Consider the following 21119-nt stretch of genomic DNA (forward strand, 5'->3'; position numbering starts at 1 on the left):
AGTATTGACTAATTGTAAAACAGTTTTGGTTACCAACCGGGGTTTTGCGGAAAACCTTCGTATATCTCGGTGTCGTTCTTCGGAAAGGGCAACCAGTAATGTTTGTCCTCAAAAACCTTGGTACGCAAGACCTTCTCGACAAAGTTGATAGGTTTGCCTTCTGCATTTCGGTCAAAGACAATCTCCGTTTTGAGTTTGTACTTTAGTTCGGTTCCCAGTTTCCATCTTCTTACATCCATCCATCTGTGGGACTCATACGACAATTCAACCGCACGTTCGCGCCTTATCTCGTCCATAAAGGCCTCTTCGCTAACGAGGTATTCGGGCCTGACGTTCAAGCTGCCGTCGGGTACGGCCCTTTCGCGGATCCTGTTGATGGCGTCCAAGGCCGAAAGGTCGAAACCATTTGGTTTTCCGTTGATGCCATAGGCCACCAAGGCCGCCTCGGCGTACATCAGGTACACGTCGGTAAGCCTTACGTGAACGCGCCAGGCGAATACACCTTGATTGTCAAAATTGTTGAACGAAATCGGGAACCACTTTTTCGCCACATAGCCGGTTCTGGTGCCGTTGCCCTTATTCGGGTAGCGGTGTGCCCCATCGGTGTAAAACTGGGCATACCTGTGCACCTCGTTCTCGCCGGTGGCCGCCCCTAGGTTCTCGACCATCTGGTCGCCATCCAAGACGATCCATTTGTACAGGCGGGGATCTCTATTTTCCCACGGATTGGCGGGATCGTAAAGGGGGCTGTCGTCGCAGGCCAGGCCATCGTTCATGCCAAAATAATTGTGAATGTAATTGTGGGTAGGAAACGAAGCGAGGTTGTTCTGGCCAATGGCGCCCAACTGCCAATTGGTAGGCAAAAAGGTATGGAACCAGCCCACATCGCCCGCTTGGCTGAAAATAAACTCCGAGGTATAGGGGTAGCGCCCTTGGGTCGAATAGAAAACACTTTCGTAATCTTCCCATGGCACCAAGCTATACCTGGGCATTTTAATGACCTCGGCGAAGGTATCCGCCGCACGTTTGGCCAATTCCACATCGTAATCGTAAGTATTACTGCTGTTCTGCATCAAGGGGCTTGCGGCGTAAAGCAGGTTTTTTGCCTTTAGGGACAGGGCGGCCCCCTTTGTGATCCTGAACATGTTCTGCCCCCTTGATTTTTCACCGGGCGCATAATCGGGGTCGTCCCAGTCTACGGGCAACAGATCGACCGCCCTTTGAAAGTCTTCGTCGATCTTTAGGGCCGTTTCGGACCATTCCGCGGGCCTTGGAATTCTCCAATCGTCTTCCAACACCCTGTCGATATAGGGAATACTGCCCCAAAACTTCATGATCTCGTGATGAAAGAACGCCCTGAAAAAATACGCTTGGCCCAATATGGCATTCTTCTCTTCCTGCGTGGCATCGGCCATTAGGTTATCGGCATCGGCAATAACGATGTTGGCCTTTCTTATACCCGCCCAGCTACTGGGCCACAGTTTGGCCCTGTCGAAGGGAAGATCGGCATTGGTATTGGTGGGGCCGTCGAACATACTGCCCGGACCATTGGTCTGCCATGCCCAATACCTACCTTCATCAATGGCGTAATCAAACTGCCAGGTATCGATACCGACGGCATCTTCGCCGTAACAGTGAAAATGTTGCCAGTGGGCGGCCGTACTGTAGTCTACGATCATCGCATACATCTCTTCGACAAAGCCCTGGGCACTGTCGAAGTTTTTAAATACTTCCTCCTTGGTCAGTTCGGTCTCTATGGATTTGTCCAGATAATCTTCACAGGAGGCCAGCAGTCCCAAAAAACATATAGCTATTAATAATTTGAATACTCTAAGCATTGTATACCGTATTAAAAGTTAATGTTCAACCCTAGATTGAATCGTTTAAACGTTGGATAATCACCCCGATAGACAGAGGCGGTCTCACCTGTGTTGTCCTGTCTGTCGTCGGGCAGGTCGGACCAATAGGCCAGGTCATTGCCACTGACATAGACCCTATAGCTACTTCCCGCTTTTGACTTAAAGGTATAGGCCAGTTCGATATTCTTAAGCCTTACAAATGAGGCGTCGTACCAGTTGCGATAGGGATCGGTGGCCCCGGAGGTACCCAGCCAAGCCGGTAGGATTTCTTCCCCGTCCGGATTGTCGACGCTCCAATAATCCGATTTGAAATCGAAGAACAGGGGCGTCTCGAGCATAAAGGTCCTATCCGTATAGTTTTTGGTGGCGTTGTTCACCCCGTAGAACTGTACCATAAAGGATAGGTTCTTAAAACCGGTTCCCAGGGTAAGGTTATAGGTATTCTGGGGGCGTACCGTATACCCATAGGGAACGGCATCATCGCTATTTACCACACCATCGCCGTTAAAATCGATCTCGTCGTAATAACCGGGCCGCCTTGTTTCCTGACCGTTGTCCTGTGGGGTGGCCCCGTAGACATCGTCCCAGGAGGTTAACATATCGCCCCGGATGTTGACCCTCGGCTGACCGATGGCATACCCTTCTTCCTTTTGATAACTCTGCTTCAGCAAGGGGTCTTCCTTGTATATGATTTCGTCCTTGGCCTTGGTAAAGGCGAAATTTGCCCATACATCCCAGTTTTGGGTCAATTGCTTTTTATAGTCCAATGAGATTTCGATGCCCTCTACCTTGGTTTCCCCAATGTTTACATCGGCCGGTTGAAACCCATAAAAGCTGGGGACGCTTCGGGAATCGGCAGGAACGATGATATCGTGGCGGTCTTCCTTAAAAAGGTCGAGTTCCAACGAAAGGCTGTTCTCAAGAACGGACAGTTCGAAGCCTATATTCGCTTTTTCGGAGGTTTCCCATTGCAGGTCGGGATTTCCTATGATGCTTTCCATTCTAAAGGTATAGGGCGATCGGGTACCGTAGGGCTCCACATTGTTCATATAGGCGCTACCGCCACTGGCCCATTGCGAAAGATAGGCCCATCGCTCGCCCGCGCTGTCGTCTCCGACCACGCCGTACGAGCCTCTTATTTTGAGTTTATCCAACCAGGTAGCCCCTTCCATAAACGCTTCGTTACTCACCATCCACCCCAAGGCGACGGAAGGAAACAGTTCAAATTTATAGCCAGGCCCATATTTTTCGGATCCATTGTAAGCCCCGTTTACATCGATAAAATAGCGCCCGTCGTAGTTGTAGGTAGCCCGGGCCACCCAATCTTCGCGATACCGGGGAAACATACTTCCAATGGCGTACTCTTCGCGGTTCATCAGCATTAATATGGTGGTGTTGTGCCTTTCGGCAAACGTTCTATTGTAGTTAAGGGAAAGTTGGTAGAAGAGGCGTCTGCTCGTCATCCAATCCTGAATGGTCAGGCCCTGGCGTTCCCATGGGTTAAGTACGAAATCGAATTGGTTGGTTCCCACGGGCGAGACCAATTGTTCCGAACCGTCCTGATCGTAAATTCGATAGACCACATTGTCCATTCCGGTCGGGTTTTCCTCGGCGATTCCGCCTTCCCCCCTAAAGTTGTTGTCGTAGGAAAGCCTACCGGTAAAGCTTAGGCCCTGCAATAGAAAATCCAGTTTTTGGTCCAATATAAAATCGCTGTTTACCTGTACCCGATGGTTTTTGGTAAAGCCTTTAGCCGTTAGTATGACGGCCGGATTGCTCAATTCGAAGTTTTCGGTTATGGCCCTGCCATAGACACCATCGTCGTATATGGGCGTATAGAGGTTTGGTGCCAGCGAGTAAATGCTGCTGTACAGGAGCTGCGGGTCGGCCTGGTTCGTATTCTGTAGGCCGTAATACCCCGAAAGATTGACCGAGAGGCGGGTGGTAGGGGTAATGTCGAAATCGATATTGCTGCGGTAATTGAAGCGATTGTAGTTAAAGTTGGCCTTGTAATCCCTGCCGTTATTAAAACTTTCGGCGTCAAAGATATCGCCCACGTGCTGATACGACAGGGCCCCGAAATATTTGACCGACTTTGTACCCCCGGCGACCGAAAGGTTGACCCTGTAATCCGTCGCAAAATCCTTTTGCATGACATCCACCCAGTCGACGTCCGGATAAATATAGCGTTCCTGCTCGTTGGCCGGGTTGCGGTACTTTTCGATGATATCGATGGGCGTATAGCTCCTCCAAGCCTCCTCCCTGACCGGAACGGTCCGTTCAATGGCCTCGTTGGCCACCAGCAAACTGTTGTAGGAATCGTACTTTTCGGGTATTCTAGACAAGGTTTTTATTGCCGAACTTGCCGTAAGTGAAAGTTGTGCCTTGCCTTCCTTTCCCCTTTTTGTGGTGATCAGAATTACCCCATTGGCGCCCTTTACCCCGAAAACCGCGGTGGCCGAGGCATCCTTAAGAACCGAAAGGCTTTCAATGTCGCCGGCATCGATATCGTTCATGCTCCGTTCAATACCGTCGACCAATATTAGGGGCTGCCCTCCGCCGTTCCAAGAACTTTGTCCCCTGATGAATATCTGGGGCGATTCGTCACCGGGCCTACCCGTGGAAGACACCGTAGTGACCCCTGGGATACGGCCGGTCAAGGCTTGGCCTACTGTCGAAACCCCTCCCGACTGCATGAGGTCGGCACCCGTTACCTGTGAAATGGACCCGACCACACTCTCCTTGGTCTGGGTACCATAACCCACGACGACCACTTCGTCCAATTCAGAGGCCTCGACCTGCATTACGATATCGATTTCGGTCCTTGAGGCCACTTTAATCGTTTGTTTTGCATAACCGATATAACTTACTATCAAACTGGCATCCTCGGGAACCTCTATGGTAAAATTGCCGTCGAAATCGGACATTACCCCGTTGGCCGTACCCTGCTCCAGTATGCTTGCGCCGATAATCGGCAGACCGCTGCCCTCTTCCGAAATGTTTCCACTTACCTTTATCAGCCTTTGCGGATAATCGCTTGCAGCCAGTACCATGGGAAAAAGAAGAATAAGTGCCGTAAATAGCCCCATATCCTTAAAAAGAGTAAAACAAAATACAGACCGTTGTGTACAAGAAATCCTTTTTTTCATACCGCTATAATGTGGGTTGATAATTTTTGATTAAGCCTTCCTTCGTAATTTTTAATACATCGCAAATTCCCCGATTTACATACCGTCCATATCCTATGGATCCTTGCGATCTTTATAAGGCGGAAAAGCCGTTCGAGAATCATAAATAAAACTTAACAGATTTACATATTCTGTTTTATGCTCTTTTTATTTATGAATTTCATTTTGTAAATGTTAAAAAAAAACCAAATAAACAAAAATAGGAATGATGCCGCCCCACTTCTATTTGTTGCAACATTTACCCAAATGGCGCATATTGCAACATTTATAAGTTCAGGTGCAACATTCGTTGTTGAAGGCCTGTCCCTTAGGCCGAACCAGGCCTTGTACTGCAACGGAACGAGCAAACCGCAATTTTGTGCGCAGGGGAACGGGAACGGGCATTTCAATTGATATAAAGCGATGGGTGGGCCTACCCGGCCCAAGTGGACCAGGACAAGATATTCGGTAGGCCCGTCACAGGTACTTTGACGGGAATAGATGGGTTAACGACCAAGGGAACCGTGCGATTTGCTAGGCCTCCCCTCTTCCCTTAAAGGCCAATTAGGTCTTTTTTTCCTTCACTTCCGTAGGCAGCATGCCGAAGTATTCCTTAAAGCGCTGTGAAAAATAGGTGGTAGACGAAAAACCAACCTTGGTACAGATATCGGCCAAATCGGTATTTCCGCTCTCGATAAGCTTCCTCGCCATTTGAAGCCTTTGGTTCCTGATGAACTCATTGGCCGTTTGATTGGTGAGTGCCTTTATTTTTCTATACAACTGGCTCCTGCTCAAATGCAAGTGACCGGCCAGGGACTCGACCCCCAGGTTGGTGTTGGCGATGTTTTTGTGGATATAATCTATGGCCCTTTCGACAAAGGCCTTGTCCAACGAGGTTATACTGGCATTATCGGGCATTTCGCCCATTGATTTAAAGTATTTTTTATAGATGACCTCCCTACTGTGAATGAGCTGATTGAGGTGCAACCTTACCAGCTTCATGTCAAAGGGTTTGGCCAAATACACATCGGCCCCCTTTCCTATTCCTGAAATTCTATGATCTTCCTGGGTTTTGGCCGTAAGCATCATTATCGGTATATGGCTTGTCCTTATGTCCGTTCGGACGGCTTCGCAAAGCTCGTAGCCGTCTTTTTCGGGCATTACGACATCGGTTATGATGACGTCGGGAAGCACTTCCAGGGCCAGGCCCAAGCCTTCGTTGCCATTTTTAGCGACAAGGATCTTGTAGTCTTTTTTAAACTCGGCCTTCAGATAGTTTCGCAGTTCCGCATCGTCCTCGACGATAAGCAAGGTCTTGTCCAACCTCCGGTTGCTCTCGGGAAATTCCGCCTCCTGAACCGGACCGATCTTGGTCAAGGCCGGTTTGACCGAAGCCAGTTTACCGCCCTCGTCGACAAGCTCCGAATCGCTAAAATGTTTATTTCCGGAGGGCAGCAACACCGTAAAGACAGTGCCCTTGCCCCGCGTACTTTCCACATCGACGCGGCCCTTGTGGAGCCTTACAAAGCTATGGACCAGTTCGAGGCCTATCCCGGCCCCGTTGTAGTAACTGTTCTTGAGCGAATCGACCTGGTAGAACCTCTCAAACAGTTTCTTCAATTCCCCTTCTTCCAGACCAGGTCCCGTATCGGAGACCCTAAATTCCACATACGCACCGTTTTGCCTCACCTCAACGCCAATGGTTCCGCCCTGGGGGGTTACCTTGAACGCATTCGAAAGCAAATTGAATATGATTTTCTCAAGCATGCCCTCATCTGCCCAAAGCCCTAGTACTTCTTCATCAAAATCGAGTTTTAGGTCGATGTGGTTCGAATAGGCCTCTTCGTTAAAATGGTCGGCAATTGCCTTTACAAAGGGCACAAGGTTCAATCGCTTTGCCCGTACTTTCTGCTTGTTCGACTCCAGTTTACTAAAGTCGAGCAATTCGTTTATAAGCCGAATAAGGCGTTCGGTGTTCTTATAGATGGTCAGGTATTTGACCTTAAGCCGGTAGGAGGCCTTGTCTACCTCCTCGTTCAAGATATCCCTTATAGGATTTAGAATCAAGGTAAGGGGCGAACTGAACTCGTGGGCCACATTGGTAAAGAATTGGATTCTTTCTTTATGCAATTCTTCCTCCCTCAATCTTTTCTGACGTTCGATTTCGACCTGCTGCCGGTCTATGATCCGCTTCTTTTCGAAATTCCGTATCAAATAAAGGAACAGCAGAACGAGCAATGCATAGCCCAGTATGGCCCAATTGGACTTCCACCACGGGGGCAATACCTTGATGTGCAGCGAAACGGGGGCCTGGCTCCACACCCCATCGTTATTCGCGGCCTTTACCTTAAAGACATAATCGCCCGCATCCAAATTGGTATAGGTGGCGCTCCGATCCTTGTCCACATAGTTCCAATCGCGTTCATAGCCCTCGAGGTAATAGGCGTAACGGTTTTCCTCGGGCCTCGTAAAATTAATGCCCGAATAGTCAATGGTGAAAACGGACTGTTTGTTGGTCAAAACAATACTATCGGTTTGCGAAAGCACCTTGTCAAGCGTAGATCCATTGTCGGCCGGATCGATGTTCTTGTTGAATACCTTCAAGTTCTTGAGATAAACCTTGGGCGGGGTATTCAGTACGTATATTTTATTCGGGTCGAAATAATCGATTCCCTGGTTGCCCCCAAAATAGAGCCTATCCTCCCTGTCCTTGTAAACCGCGTTATTGTTATAGTGACTGGAAACCAATCCGTCCCGCTTGGTATAATTGATGTGCTCCTTGCTTTCGGTATCGAACTTGATAACCCCCGTGTCCCCGTCCAACCATAAATTTCCTTGGGCATCTTCGATAATTCCGTTTACGTTGAGCATGTGCAGACCGCTTGATAAATTGTGCCACGTAGTTCGGTTTTTGGAAATATCGAACTCCAATAGGCCTAGGCCACGGGTACCGAGCCACAAATGGTCCTTGGTATCGGCATACATCGAGACAATGTCGTAATGATTGTAACCCGGGGTCTCGTCCGTTGCCAAAAAACCGTTCATCAACAGGTTCTCGAAGGTGTCGTCCTGATGGCGTACCACCTTGATCAAGCCATTGGTCGTGGCGACCCATACCCGATCAAGGGGATCGACTACAATTTTGTTTATATAGCTCCCCGCCAGGTCGTGCGAGGTAAACGATGAGGCATCAAAACGGTAGTTCCCGTCATCGGGAAGCCGATACGAATAGAGCCCTTGGTTAAAGGTTCCGATCCATACGGTTCCCTTGGTGTCTTCGGCAAAAGTCATCACCGCACTCGATCCTTTTCGCTCATGGACCACGGGGAATTTATAGGGGATAAAGCTTTTGCCTCCCTTTTTCAGAAAAAACAGGCCTTTGTCCCAACTACCTACCCAAATATTCTGGCGACTATCGATGAACAAAGACTGAATATAATCGCTTGTCAACCCCTTATAATAAGAAGTGCTGCCCGTATTGATATGGGTAAAGGTATCGGTGGCCCTGTCGAGGATATCGATCCCACCGCCGTCCATGGCTATCCATAAACGATCCTCGTTATCGCCGACAATTGAGGTGACCGAACTTATCTGCAAGGAATTGTCTTTGTTATAGAGGCTCTGTATTTTTCTAAATTTATTGTAGAATTTGTCGTGGACGACCACGCCCCGATTGTAGTAGCCCATCCAAATTCTTTCATCCTTGTCCCTATAGAGCGACCATACCGAATTCGATAAGATACTGTTTTCGTCGTTTTTATCGAACAAATAATGGTGCTCGACCGCTCCGTTCTTATCCAAACTATAGAGCCCGTCGTTCTCCGTACCACATAGAATGCTTCCGTAGGGCGATTCTATGATCGAAAAAATGTTGTTCGAGGTAAACCTATAATTTTGTACCGAGGGCATTTGACGCTCGGTGGGCGGTTGTATTTTGTACACCCCGTCGAAAATCGAACCGCCCCAAATAGCATTTTCCGAATCGACGAACAGGGACTGCATAGGCGCTGTTATCGTCATGGCGTCGTCGCCGTTTCTAAAGAGGGCATAATCGACCTGTTTCGTTTTGGGGTCTATTTCTAGAATTCCCTTGCTGGATGCCGCATACAGCACCCCATGCTCTAGAATTCGAATATCGTTGACCGCAAGGAATTTATCGGGATTCGGATTGTTAAAAGGCAGCTTTTCAATCTTAAAGCTATCGAGATGCATTAAAAATATACCCTGTTCGCTCGTGCCCATGTACAGGTTTCCCTTCGCATCGCCCTGCAGGCTTATTATTCCGACGTTTCCCAAGTTCTCTCCCCTTGTCGACCGCAAAGGAATGTGCGTGAACTCGTCCTTTTGCCTATCGTAAAGGGCCAGGCCGACATTCGTTCCGACCCATAGGCGGTTTTCATGGTCTAAATAGGTGCAGTATACAAAACTACTGGTAAGGGTCTTGTGGTTATGGGCCTTTGGTCTATAGGATACATAGTCCATTCCATCATATCGATAAATACCTGACCCATGGGTGCCTATCCATATAAAACCCTTGTCGTCTTGGGAAATCGTGTGAATACCTACCTGCGAAATACCGTCCTTGATGGTATAAAAATCCAATTTCTCCGCTACTTCCTGGGCCCTAATATGCCAGCAAAGCGTGCTAAAAATGGCCAAATACACTAGCTGTAGGTTTCTCATATAAAACGCATCCTTTCTTTTTAACCTTCGAAAATAAAACTTGTTTTTTTGAAACAAACGTATTTTTGACTACAAAAAAGTCAATATAACAAAAAAGCGTGCTTGGTGGGTAGGGCAATCCTTAATTCCGTCCTACGTTAAGCTTTTGGGGAGGATCGGTATGAATTATACCCTGCGGGGGTGTCAATGTCATAATGACAAAGGGACAATATACACGATTTGGGATGAGATATCCGGTCCCTTCTAGAAAAAAAGAACCCACCCTCTACCCCAACTTTTTAGTTCCAAGCCTTGTATACAAATTGGAGTAATTGCCTAACTTTGACAATTGCTTTATGAAATTTGTTCGCAAACATATCAATCTACGGCTGTTTTGGTTTTTGATGGCACTGAACATCCTCAACCTTAGTGTAGATCCGCCCGATACCCAACCCAATTATATTCCAGAGGACTTGAGTTACAACGATATGGAAAGTATCGTAGAGATAGTGCTGGAGGAACTGTTGGGTATTGAAAACGCCGTTCCGGAACAGGAAGATGACGATACCAACAATAGTTTGATGGTAAAATTGAACTTTCAACCTGTTTTGTGTCAAGAGAGGTCGCTATCCGAATTTATGTTCGCTTCTGACGATATCGCTGTTCGGCACTCCATATTCTTCTATCACGATGCCTATGCCGAACAATTTCATCCCGAAATAATACCCCCACCGCCCAAGGTGTAATTCTTCATTTTTATTTGCATTAAACCTGGTTCGCAGACCAAAGCTTCCCTTTGCTTTTATCAAGTGATGTAGTAGTCCATTGTTTTGCCGTACCGGGTCCGATATTTCCGTTACGGGAGTTTTATCCTCCCCTATTTTAATTTAAAATCTAAAAACAATGAAGAATTATATATGGTTTTTGGGGGTGTTCGCTATGATGTTAGCCGCCTCATGTACATCTAAAAAAGAACAATCAAAAAAAGAGGAACATTTTAAAGTGGTTCGGCCCTTGGTAAAGGATACCGTATCTACCAACGATTATGTAGCTGACATAAACGCTTTTCAACATGTAGAGATCCGTGCACGTGTCGGCGGATTTATAGAGTCTATTTTGGTCGACGAGGGACAGGAAGTCCGCAAGGGGCAGGTGCTTTTTACCATCAACACCAGCGTGTATCAACAAAACCTGCAAAAGGCCAAGGCTGCCACCAAGAGTGTTTCGGCCGAACTCAATGCGGCAAAAATAGAGTTGCAAGGCTCAAAAAAGTTATTGGACAAAAATTTCATCTCTCGATCGGAGTACGATTTGGCAGCGGCCAAATTGGAGGCATTGGAGGCAAAATATAAGGAAGCCCTAGCGGAAGAGGCCGAAGCGGAGCTCAATCTTTCCTTTGCCCAGATAAAGGCTCCTTATGATGGTATTATCAACCGCATTCCCCAAAAGGAAGGGAGTTTGGTCGAAGAGGGTACCTTGCTCACCACTATTTCCAACAACAAGGCCATGTTCGCCTACTTCAATATTTCAGAGGTCGATTATTTAAAATATATGTCTTCTATGGATGTCAATGAATTAAAGGAAGTTTCCTTGATTCTGGCAGATGGCAATCGCTACCCGTTTAAGGGTGTTATAGAGACTACTGAAAGTGAATTTGACCGTAATACCGGAACCATTGCCTTTCGTGCCAAGTTTCCCAACCCCGATAATGTATTAAAACATGGGGAAACGGGAAAGGTGCGGATCAGAAATAAGGTAAGGAATGCCTTGTTCATACCCCAAAAAGCCACTTTCAATCGCCAAGAACACTTGTGTGTTTTTGTTGTGGGCGATGACCATACGTTAGAAGTACGGAAAATATCTCCCTCATTGCGAATGCCCCATCTTTTTGTCGTTGAAACGGGACTGGGTCCAAAAGACCGTATTCTTCTAGAAGGGGTGCAGCATGTAAAAGAGGGGGATAAGATCATTCCTGAAACAGTTTCATTTTCTCAAGTTTTTAACCATTAATCATTAAAAACCATGAAAGTGAATATTATAAATCGCCCTGTGTTGGCGATAGTCATCTCGTTGATTATTTTGTTTCTGGGCATCTTGTCCATCTTTCAATTGCCTATGGCCCTTTTTCCCTCGGTGGCCCCTCCAGAGGTGAACGTAGAGGTAGAGTACCAAGGAGCCAATGCCGAGACGGTTGCCAAATCTGCCATAGAACCCTTGGAGCGCGCCATTAACGGTGTGCCCGATATGAAGTATATGAGCAGCAATGTGGGCAGTGACGGTGTGGGTGTGGTTCAAGTCATCTTTGAAACCGGAACCGATATCAACGATGCCGCCGTGAACGTACAGAACCGGATTACCGACGTAATGGGTGAACTTCCACCCGAAGTAATAGAGCGTGGTGTCTTAATAGGCAAGGAGACAAATGCCATTTTAATGTACATCAACCTGTTCAGTGACGACCCTGAAATGACCGAGAAGTTCATCCATAATTTTGCCGATTTAAATGTGCTGTCCGAATTAAAACGGGTCAAAGGCGTCGGGTATGCGAATATCTTGGGAGCCAAGGAGTACGCCATGCGTATTTGGTTGAAGCCGGACAGGATGTTGGCCTATGATATTACGACACAAGACGTGCTGAACGCCTTGGAGGAACAAAACCTAGAGGCTTCCCCAGGTATTATCGGAGAGAATTCGGAAAGGACCAAAAACGCTATCCTACAATATATTTTGAGCTACGCCGGAAGGTTCAACTCTGAGGAAGAGTATGCAAACATCCCTATAAAAGCTACTGCTCAAGGGCAGATATTACGAATAAAGGACATTGCGGAAGTAGAGTTCGGTACCGAATATTTTGATGTGGAGGCCAAGTTCAACGAAAGGCCGGCGGCTTCCATTATTTTAAAACAACTACCGGGAACCAATGCCAAAGAGGTAATCGATAATGTTAAGAAACGTATGGAAGAACTTAAGGAATCTATGTTTCTTGAGGGTATGGATTATGAGGTTAGTTATGATATATCACGTTTTATGGACGCCTCTATCCATGAAGTCATCAAAACCTTTATCGAGGCCTTACTTTTGGTAACCTTGGTCGTTTTCGTATTTCTTCAAAACTGGCGTGCTACCTTAATTCCGGCCCTGGCGGTACCCGTATCCATTGTAGGTACGTTTTTCTTTATGCAGTTCTTTGGATTTTCACTTAACCTGATTACACTTTTTGCCTTGGTGATCGTAATTGGTATTGTGGTAGATGATTCCATTGTTGTGGTAGAGGCCGTTCATGCGAAAATGGAACGCCATAACCTGAATGCGAAAGAAGCCACACAGGCGGCCATGAAAGAAATTAGCGGGGCCATTGTCGCCATTACCTTGGTGATGTCGGCCGTATTCGTTCCGGTAGCCTTTATGAGTGGGCCTTCGGGGATTTTCTTCCGACAGTTTGCCCTCACCATGGCCATTGCCATTGTCTTATCGGGGCTTGTGGCCCTTACCTTGGCGCCCGCTTTGTGCTCCTTGCTGTTGAAACATCCCGATAAGGAGAAAAGAACTTTTCTCGACCCCTTCTTTTCGCGCTTCAATTGTTGGTACGAAAATTTGGAAGACCGGTATAAAAACCTGTTGAACCGTATTGTTAACAGAAAGGTGGTGACATGGGGTATCTTGGTGGCCTTTGTAATAGGTACGGGTATTTTTAGCAAGGTTTTACGTACCGGTTTTATTCCGAATGAAGATCAGGGCATGTTCTATGTAAACGTGTTGACGCCCCCGGGTTCTACCTTGGAAAGGACCAAGACGGTAGTAGATGCTTTTGCCGCGGAAATTCGAGATATGAAAGATGTGGAAAGTATTTCATCCCTAGCGGGGACCAATATACTTTCTGACGGTACTGGAGCTACTTATGGCAGTTTTTTGGTGAACCTAAAGGAATGGAGCGAGCGCAATGCCACGGTAGAGGATGTTATAGCGGAAATGAAGGAGCGGACGGCCCATATCAAGGATGCCGAGATAGAGTTTTTTCCTCCACCCCCCGTTCCGGGTTACGGAAATGCCAGTGGGTTCGAAGTAAAACTATTGGACAAATCGGGCCATGGTGATTTAAAGACTTTGGAATCCGTTACCTATACCTTTATCAAGGCCTTGGAAGACCGTCCCGAAATAGGCTATTGTTTTACCACCTTTAACGCCAACATACCACAGTATATTTTAAAGGTAGATTACGACAAGGCCGCACAAAAGGGCGTAACGGTCAACAATGCCATGGGTACCCTTTCTACCTTGGTAGGAAGTGAATATGCCTCTAACTTTATCAAGTTCGGAAAGACCTACAAGGTAATGGTGCAGGCCTTACCGGAATACAGGGCCGACCCAGAGGATATCTTGCAGTTCAGGGTAAAAAACGACAGGGGCGAAATGGTTCCTATTTCCACCTTCATCACTCTAGAAAAATCGTACGGAGTGGACCAAATAGAGCGCTACAATATGTACAACGCCGTAGCCCTTAACGGAGAGGAAGCACCGGGCTATAGTAGTGGCGACGCCCTAAAGGCGATAAGGGAGGTAGCAAGGGAAAAACTACCTAAGGGCTATGATATCGCCTGGTCGGGAATATCGTATGATGAAGCCAATGCCGGAAACGAGGGTACTGTTATTTTCTTTATTTGTCTTTTGTTCATCTATCTCATCCTGTCCGGACAATATGAAAGTTTCCTGTTACCCCTACCCGTGATTCTTTCGTTGCCCACAGGAATTTTCGGTGCCTTTATGTTCCTAACGGTCCTAGGGCTTGAGAACAACATTTATGCCCAGATCGCCATGGTGATGCTTATTGGGCTGTTGGGCAAAAATGCCATTCTAATCGTTGAGTTCGCTACCCAAAAGCACAGGGAAGGTAAAACGGCCCTAGAGGCCACCATCGAAGGGGCCCGATTGCGCCTTAGGCCAATACTTATGACATCTTTTGCCTTTATAGCGGGACTCTTGCCGTTGGTCTTCGCCTCGGGCGCGGGAGCCGTGGGCAGTAAGACCATTGGTGCCGCCGCCTTTGGGGGAATGTTCGTGGGAACCCTTGTCGGGGTCGTCATCATACCCGGACTCTACTTCGTGTTTGCCCTATTGACGGAGAAATACGGACGAAACCCAAAAAATGAAATACCTATTCTCGAAAAAGTATAAAATGAAAAAGTATAAAACCGTATATGTGCTGTTCCTTATCTTGATTTTGGGCAGCTGTAAAACAATGAAAACCGATATTTCGGCCAAGCACAAACCGCTGCCCGAAAAATACGGTACCGCCCAGGGCGATACTACGACCGTTGCACGTATCGACTGGAAAGAATTTTTTGCCGATGACTATTTGATACAACTTATCGATACGGCCCTTGCCAATAATCTCGACCTACAAATGGCGCTGCAGCGCATTGAGGCGGCCCGTTCGGGACTTCGCTTTGCCAATGGCGAACTGTTTCCGAAAATAGAAGGGTCTTTTACGGCCGCGACTACCAAGTACGCCAAGTACACCGAGGGCTTTGCAGGGAATTCCACTACCGAATTCGAGGGAAGGACAATACCCAATCCCGTACAGGATTATTTTGCTGGATTGACAGCTACATGGGAAATCGATATTTGGGGAAAACTGCGAAATAGCCGTAAGGCGGCCCTTTCTAGATATTTGGCTAGTATTGAAGGGAAGAATTTTGTGGTGTCGAACCTAGTGGCCGATATTGCAGCCTCGTATTACGACCTGCTGGCCTTGGACAATGAGTTGGACATTGTACGGCAGACCCTGCGAAAACAGCAGGAAGCGTTTGAGGTGGTAGAGTTGCAAAAGGAAGTGGGCAAGGCGAACGAATTGGCCGTGCAACAGTTTCTTGCCCAATTGCTGAATACCCGCGCACATGAAAAGGAAACCCTGCAACAGATCGTGGAAACCGAAAACAAGATCAATTTTCTGATGGGCAGGTTTCCACAACCCATACCAAGGGAAAAGAGGTCTTTGTTCAAAGAACTGCCCCGGCAGATAGCATCGGGCGTTCCGGCACAGTTGCTTGCGTACCGCCCCGATATACGGGAAGCCGAACTAGAGCTACGTGCCAGTAAGTTTGATGTTAAAACGGCTAAAGCGGCCTTTTTTCCGAGTCTTGCTATCGAAGCTACTGGGGGGTATCAAGCTTTCGATTCAAAGTTTTTGTTCCGTTCGCCCACCTCTATAGGCTATTCGGCCATAGGCGGACTCGTGGCGCCCTTGATCAACAGAAAGGCTTTAAAAGCGGAATTCCATAATGCGAAGGCCCAACAATTAACGGCCATGTACCAGTACCAAAAAACCGTTTTAAACGGGTATATGGAAGTGGCCAATGGGCTTTCGAACCTTCGGAACCTGCAAGAGACCAAGGAAATAAAGGAACAGCAAAACCAAGTATTGGAAAATGCCATAGAGGCATCCGCGGAATTCTATAGAATGGCCAAGGCCGATTACTTGGAGGTGTTGATGGCGCAGCAAAATTCGCTACAGGCCCAACTGGAACTGATTGCCCTAAATAAACGCCAGCAATTGGCTACCGTATCTATTTACAAAGCCCTAGGTGGCGGTTGGCAATAATACAGGTAAAACAAGCATACACTCCCCGAGAAATCGGGGAGTTTCTTTAGAATTGTATGGAAGGGTTAAAAGATGATAATTCCGTTCTTATCCCCGAAACCTGCTCATTTTATTAATGTGCAACATACTCGATATTTCCAAGTGCTGTAATTGTGGTTTTTATAATAATAGGTCAAATATGAAAAAGATTTCCAGAGAAAGCACCCCACTTGATTCATTAAAAAAATCACTAACTTTCGTTTTAACAAACAACAATCCGCTGTAAATCATTTTAGTACGGTAGGGTGCGAAAGATAAAAACCTTCCTGTGAAATTTAAGAGTAAGAAAGATGCCTTTTTCAGCACGGTGATGTTGGGGTCGTGCGCCCTTATACTGGGCCTAACCGTCATAGGCCTCCTAAAAGGGGAAATGGATTCCGGCGAATATTGGACCTTACCCATTGTGATAGGTGTTTGCCTGGCCTTGCTGTGGTTTTATTTTGGCACCTATTACGAACTAGGTAAAGAGGGCCTTTTTTATCGATGGGGCCCTATTAGCGGAAAAATCCGTTTAGACCGTATTACCGAAATTGTAAAGGGGAAGACCCTCTATATAGGTTTTAGGCCGGCAACCGCGAGAAAAGGACTCATTGTTAAGTACGATACCTATAACGAAATCTATATAAGTCCGCAAACCAATGAATCCTTTATCAGAAAACTATTGGAGTTGAAAAGCGATATCAAAATAAGTGAATAAGCGGTACCGGGTTTTTGGTCCACCCTCCATTGGGGCTTGCCCATATAAGGTTTAAGGCCAACCTTTGTTTGCTTCCACCCCTCCTATTTTCCCCTTAAGCGTTTAAATTGTTTATAGGCTTTGTCGATGTCTTCGGGCGAAGCTTTTTCAAACTCCTTGTCGGTTATTTTGTAAACCTTTTGCACGGAATCCAGTTTACGGTGCATATTCGCTACAATTCCGCTATAGCCCCTATCCGAATACACATTGTGAAGTTCGTGCGGATCTCTTTTTAAGTCGTAGAGCTCCCAAGTGTCTATATCGTCATAAAAATGCATCAGCTTAAAGCGTTTCGTACGGATACCATAGTGTTTTTTCACCATGTGAAAGGCGGGGTAGTCGTAATAGTGATAATACACAACATCCCTAAAATCGGCTTCGTCCATACTACCGTCCAAAAGCCCCTTAAAGGATTGGCCCTGCATGTCTTTCCCTAAATCGTTCAACCCGGCAAAATCAAGAAAGGTCTGGGCAAAATCGAGGTTTTGTACCATGGCATCTACCTTTGTTCCGGGTGCTATGGTTCCCGGCAACTGCATCAGCAAGGGCGAACTAAAGGATTCTTCGTACATAAAACGTTTGTCGAACCATCCTTTCTCCCCTAGGTAAAAACCCTGATCAGAGGTATAGACCACCAAGGTATTTTCATCGAGGCCGCTTTCTTCCAAATAATCCAAAATACTCCCCACACCTTCGTCCACTGCGGCAATGGTGGCCATGTAATCCTGTAAATAGCGTTGCCCTTTCCATTCGGCCAATTGCCTGCCCGACATGTTGGCCTTGTGAAAGGCATTGTTCTTTGGTAAATAGGCCGCATCCCATTGCTTGCGCTGCTCCGGGGTCATTCTCTCAAAATCGGTGGTCCAAGGGTTATGTGCCAATTCGGTACTCCCATATGCCTTGGTCATCTTAAGATCATGCCCTTCGTACATGTCATCGTAAATGGTCTGCAATTGTTCTTCCGCCGCCCGTTGGTTTTTAAAGGTCGGAAAATAGGACTCGGGCAAGGGAAATTGTACGGAGTCATATTTGTTGACATGGCGCAAAGCGGGCATCCAGTTGCGGTGCGGGGCCTTGTGATGTACCATTAAAAAGAAGGGCACGGTGTCGTTTCGTTTGTGTTGCAGCCAGTCGAGGGCATCGTGGGTAATGATATCGGTGGCGTATCCTTCGATACGGGTGGTATCGCCATTTTCTATAAAATCGGGATTGTAATAATTGCCCTGGTCGACAATGATTTTCCAATGATCAAATCCTTGGGGATATCCGTGTAAATGCCATTTACCTACAATAGCGGTTTGATAGCCCGCTTTTTTCAACAGTTTGGGCAAGGTGGGCTGATTGCCATCAAAATGGTCGCCGTTCTGCCTAAACCCGTTGATATGGCTGTGTTTTCCGGTTAGAATTACGGCCCTACTGGGCCCACAGATGGCATTGGTCACAAAATTATGGCGAAACAAGGCCCCGTTGGTCGCCAAACGGTCTATGTTGGGCGTAGGCGCCACCTTACCGATGGGGTGACCATAGGCACTTATGGCCTGTGAAGCATGGTCGTCCGACATGATAAAGATGATATTGGGTCTTTTCTTTTCCGGAGTTTCCGATGCTTTTTCCGTTTTACAGGAAAGGACCATGCTTCCTACACAAGCCCATATCAGTATGACTTTGTATCTCATAATTATTTATGGATAGGTTTTTTCGTTGATCGTTATCAAGCTTTATTTAAGGGTGAAGCCCAGCTTTTGTTCCGTGCTGGAATCACCGCCTACAAAGACCTCGAAATCTCCGGGCTCGGCGACAAAGTCAAGATCATAATTGTAAAACTTGAGGTCGTCAATGGTCAGGTTAAAACTTACCGTCTTGGTTTCCCCTTTTTTCAAGGCCACTTTTTGAAAGCCCTTCAACTCCTTGACCGGTCTGGTAACCGAGCCCACAAGGTCTCGAATGTACAACTGTACCACTTCCTTACCATCGTAATCGCCCGTATTGGTCACATCTACGCTTACCGTCAACGTATCACCTTCACGCATGGTATCGGAGCTTAGTTTTAGGTTTTCGTATGTGAACGTCGTATAGCTGAGACCGTAACCGAAAGGATAGACAGGTTCATTTCGTTCATCGATATAATTGGAAGTAAACTTTTCAAATTTACCTTCTTTGTTCTTTAGCGGACGGCCCGTATTCTTATGGTTATAAAAAATAGGTACCTGTCCCACGTTTTGGGGGAAGGTGGCCGTGAGTTTACCTGAAGGGTTCACATCCCCGAAAAGCACATCGGAAATGGCCAGGCCGGCCTCGCTTCCCGGAAACCACACATTGAGTATGGCCGGAACCGTTTTGCTTTCTTCCTTCAACACCAAAGGTCTTCCCGTAAACAGAACCAACACCACAGGTTTGCCTGTTTTTAACAGGGCGTTCAACAAGTCTTTTTGCACTTGTGGTATTTCAATATTCGTTCGACTGCTGCTCTCCCCACTAAATTCTGCCGCTTCGCCAAGTGCCGCCACGATTACATCGGCATTCTCCGCTACCTCCAAGGCCTCTTTTAGCAACTCGGCATCGGACCTTTGATCCCTGTTAAGGCTCTTTCCGAACATCGTCGCCCTTGCTTCCAGTTCGGGATCGTAGGTCAGGTTGCTTCCCTTGGCATAAAGTATGTCAACCTTTTTACCGGCCACTTCCTTTATTCCCTCCAACAAAGCGATCGATTTACTTTGTTCGGTAGATACGCTCCACGTACCCGCCATGTTCTCGCTGGTATTGGCCAAAGGCCCTACCAAGGCAATGGTACCGGTTCTTTTTAAGGGCAGTAATTGGTTTTCGTTCTTCAGCAATACCATGGATTGCGCAGCGACCTCCCTGGCAAAATCCCTGTTTTCTTGGGTATAAATCTCTTTTTGGGCCCTTTTCACCTCGCAATATTTGTAGGGGTCATCAAAAAGACCCAGGTCATATTTGGCCTTTAAGATCCTTCGAACGGCATTATCGATCTGTTCCATCGTTACCTTACCTTCTTCCAATGATTTGGGAAGGGTGTTCAAAAGGCCTTCCCCTACCATATCCATATCTACCCCGGCATTTAGGGCCAAGGCCGAGCTGGTCTGCAAATCGCCCATACCGTGCGCCACCATTTCATTGATTCCTGTATAATCGGTGACCACAAAGCCTTCAAAGCCCCATTGTTTCCTTAACAGATCGGTGAGCAACCATTTGTTTCCCGTAGCGGGAATTCCGTCAATTTCATTGAACGATGCCATTACGCTCCCCACACCTTCGTCGATTGCGGCCTTATAGGGTGGCAGATATTCATTATACATGCGGATCCGGCTCATATCCACTGTATTATAGTCGCGCCCCGCTTCTGAAGCCCCATAAAGGGCAAAATGCTTCACGCAGGCCATGATGGTATTGTTCTTGGTAAGGTCATCGCCCTGGTATCCGCGGACCATGGCCTTTGCGATTTCACTTCCCAAATAAGGGTCTTCCCCATTTCCTTCGGATACCCTTCCCCAACGTGGATCCCTAGATATATCCACCATGGGCGAGAAGGTCCAGTTGATCCCATCGGCACTGGCTTCTTGTGCCGCTATGCGGGCCGTTTTTTCTATGAGGGACATATCCCATGAAGTTGAGAGCCCTAAAGGAATGGGGAAGGTTGTTTTGTAGCCATGGATGACATCGAGACCAAATAACAAGGGAATTTTTAAGCGGCTTTTTTCGACCGCTATCTTTTGTACTTCCCTAATTTTCTCTACCGAGGTAAGGTTGAGCAAGCCCCCTACCTTTCCTTCTTCGATTTTCTTTGCAATATCGGAGTTTTGGGCCTGTCCGGTAACCACATCCCCGGCGCCGGGCAAATTCAACTGACCTATTTTTTCTTCCAAGGTCATTCTCTGTAAAAGGTCTTCTACAAAGGGCACACTCTCTTGCGCCCTTACCTTGGCAAAAACCAAGCAAAAAAATATTACGGACAAGTACGAAATAGATCTCCTATTTTTCATATGATGAATTTAATTGTACGAATGTTGGGGCATAGAAAAGCCTTATCACCGAAGGTT

Annotated in this window: 10 protein-coding genes; 5 read left to right on the forward strand and 5 right to left on the reverse strand. The window is 47.0% G+C overall.

Features of this window, described 5'->3' with window-relative positions; all coding sequences use genetic code 11:
• Window positions 1–29 precede the first annotated feature (29 nt).
• The 3 genes from BUB37_RS07985 to BUB37_RS08000 form a co-directional block, all read right to left on the reverse strand.
• On the reverse strand, window positions 30–1838 hold the full coding sequence (locus BUB37_RS07985) for a RagB/SusD family nutrient uptake outer membrane protein (RefSeq protein WP_072991475.1): 1809 nt from the start codon (window positions 1836–1838) through the stop codon (window positions 30–32).
• Between the two features lie 11 nt (window positions 1839–1849).
• Window positions 1850–4948, reverse strand: coding sequence for a SusC/RagA family TonB-linked outer membrane protein (locus BUB37_RS07990; protein ID WP_170863132.1), 3099 nt, complete (start codon window positions 4946–4948; stop codon window positions 1850–1852).
• 642 nt (window positions 4949–5590) lie between these two features.
• Window positions 5591–9709: a hybrid sensor histidine kinase/response regulator transcription factor gene (locus BUB37_RS08000; RefSeq protein ID WP_072992670.1), complete on the reverse strand. Its 4119-nt coding sequence runs from the start codon at window positions 9707–9709 to the stop codon at window positions 5591–5593.
• A 335-nt stretch (window positions 9710–10044) separates the two neighbouring features.
• Here BUB37_RS08000 and BUB37_RS08005 point away from each other — a divergent pair, with 335 nt between their 5' ends.
• The 5 genes from BUB37_RS08005 to BUB37_RS08025 all read left to right on the forward strand — a co-directional run bounded on the left by BUB37_RS08005 (window position 10045) and on the right by BUB37_RS08025 (window position 17022).
• On the forward strand, window positions 10045–10434 hold the full coding sequence (locus tag BUB37_RS08005) for a hypothetical protein (protein WP_072991485.1): 390 nt from the start codon (window positions 10045–10047) through the stop codon (window positions 10432–10434).
• A 157-nt stretch (window positions 10435–10591) separates the two neighbouring features.
• The gene (locus BUB37_RS08010; protein ID WP_072991488.1) at window positions 10592–11698 is read left to right on the forward strand and encodes an efflux RND transporter periplasmic adaptor subunit; all 1107 of its coding nucleotides are present in this window, start codon (window positions 10592–10594) and stop codon (window positions 11696–11698) included.
• Window positions 11699–11710: 12 nt separating this feature from the next.
• Entirely contained in the window at window positions 11711–14860 is a 3150-nt protein-coding gene (locus BUB37_RS08015; RefSeq protein ID WP_072991490.1) for an efflux RND transporter permease subunit, read from the forward strand.
• A gap of 1 nt (window position 14861) precedes the next feature.
• Window positions 14862–16286: an efflux transporter outer membrane subunit gene (locus BUB37_RS08020; RefSeq protein ID WP_072992673.1), complete on the forward strand. Its 1425-nt coding sequence runs from the start codon at window positions 14862–14864 to the stop codon at window positions 16284–16286.
• Window positions 16287–16593: 307 nt separating this feature from the next.
• Window positions 16594–17022: a PH domain-containing protein gene (locus tag BUB37_RS08025; protein ID WP_072991492.1), complete on the forward strand. Its 429-nt coding sequence runs from the start codon at window positions 16594–16596 to the stop codon at window positions 17020–17022.
• An 83-nt stretch (window positions 17023–17105) separates the two neighbouring features.
• On the opposite strand, the gene BUB37_RS08030 is transcribed toward BUB37_RS08025, so the two are convergent.
• Complete coding sequence (locus BUB37_RS08030; protein WP_072991496.1) at window positions 17106–18737, reverse strand: sulfatase family protein; 1632 nt, start codon at window positions 18735–18737, stop codon at window positions 17106–17108.
• A 42-nt stretch (window positions 18738–18779) separates the two neighbouring features.
• Complete coding sequence (bglX, locus tag BUB37_RS08035) at window positions 18780–21062, reverse strand: beta-glucosidase BglX (RefSeq protein ID WP_094766592.1); 2283 nt, start codon at window positions 21060–21062, stop codon at window positions 18780–18782.
• Window positions 21063–21119: the final 57 nt, after the last annotated feature.

It is taken from the genome of Pseudozobellia thermophila (assembly GCF_900141855.1).
Classification (GTDB): domain Bacteria; phylum Bacteroidota; class Bacteroidia; order Flavobacteriales; family Flavobacteriaceae; genus Pseudozobellia; species Pseudozobellia thermophila.

Excerpts from the sequence above, each read along its gene's own strand:
- BUB37_RS07985 (WP_072991475.1), bottom strand. The coding sequence starts at position 1,838 with ATGCTTAGAGTATTCAAATTATTAATAGCTATATGTTTTTTGGGACTG.
- BUB37_RS07990 (WP_170863132.1), bottom strand. The coding sequence starts at position 4,948 with ATGGGGCTATTTACGGCACTTATTCTTCTTTTTCCCATGGTACTGGCT.
- BUB37_RS08000 (WP_072992670.1), bottom strand. The coding sequence starts at position 9,709 with ATGAGAAACCTACAGCTAGTGTATTTGGCCATTTTTAGCACGCTTTGC.
- BUB37_RS08005 (WP_072991485.1), top strand. The coding sequence starts at position 10,045 with ATGAAATTTGTTCGCAAACATATCAATCTACGGCTGTTTTGGTTTTTG.
- BUB37_RS08010 (WP_072991488.1), top strand. The coding sequence starts at position 10,592 with ATGAAGAATTATATATGGTTTTTGGGGGTGTTCGCTATGATGTTAGCC.
- BUB37_RS08015 (WP_072991490.1), top strand. The coding sequence starts at position 11,711 with ATGAAAGTGAATATTATAAATCGCCCTGTGTTGGCGATAGTCATCTCG.
- BUB37_RS08020 (WP_072992673.1), top strand. The coding sequence starts at position 14,862 with ATGAAAAAGTATAAAACCGTATATGTGCTGTTCCTTATCTTGATTTTG.
- BUB37_RS08030 (WP_072991496.1), bottom strand. The coding sequence starts at position 18,737 with ATGAGATACAAAGTCATACTGATATGGGCTTGTGTAGGAAGCATGGTC.
- bglX (WP_094766592.1), bottom strand. The coding sequence starts at position 21,062 with ATGAAAAATAGGAGATCTATTTCGTACTTGTCCGTAATATTTTTTTGC.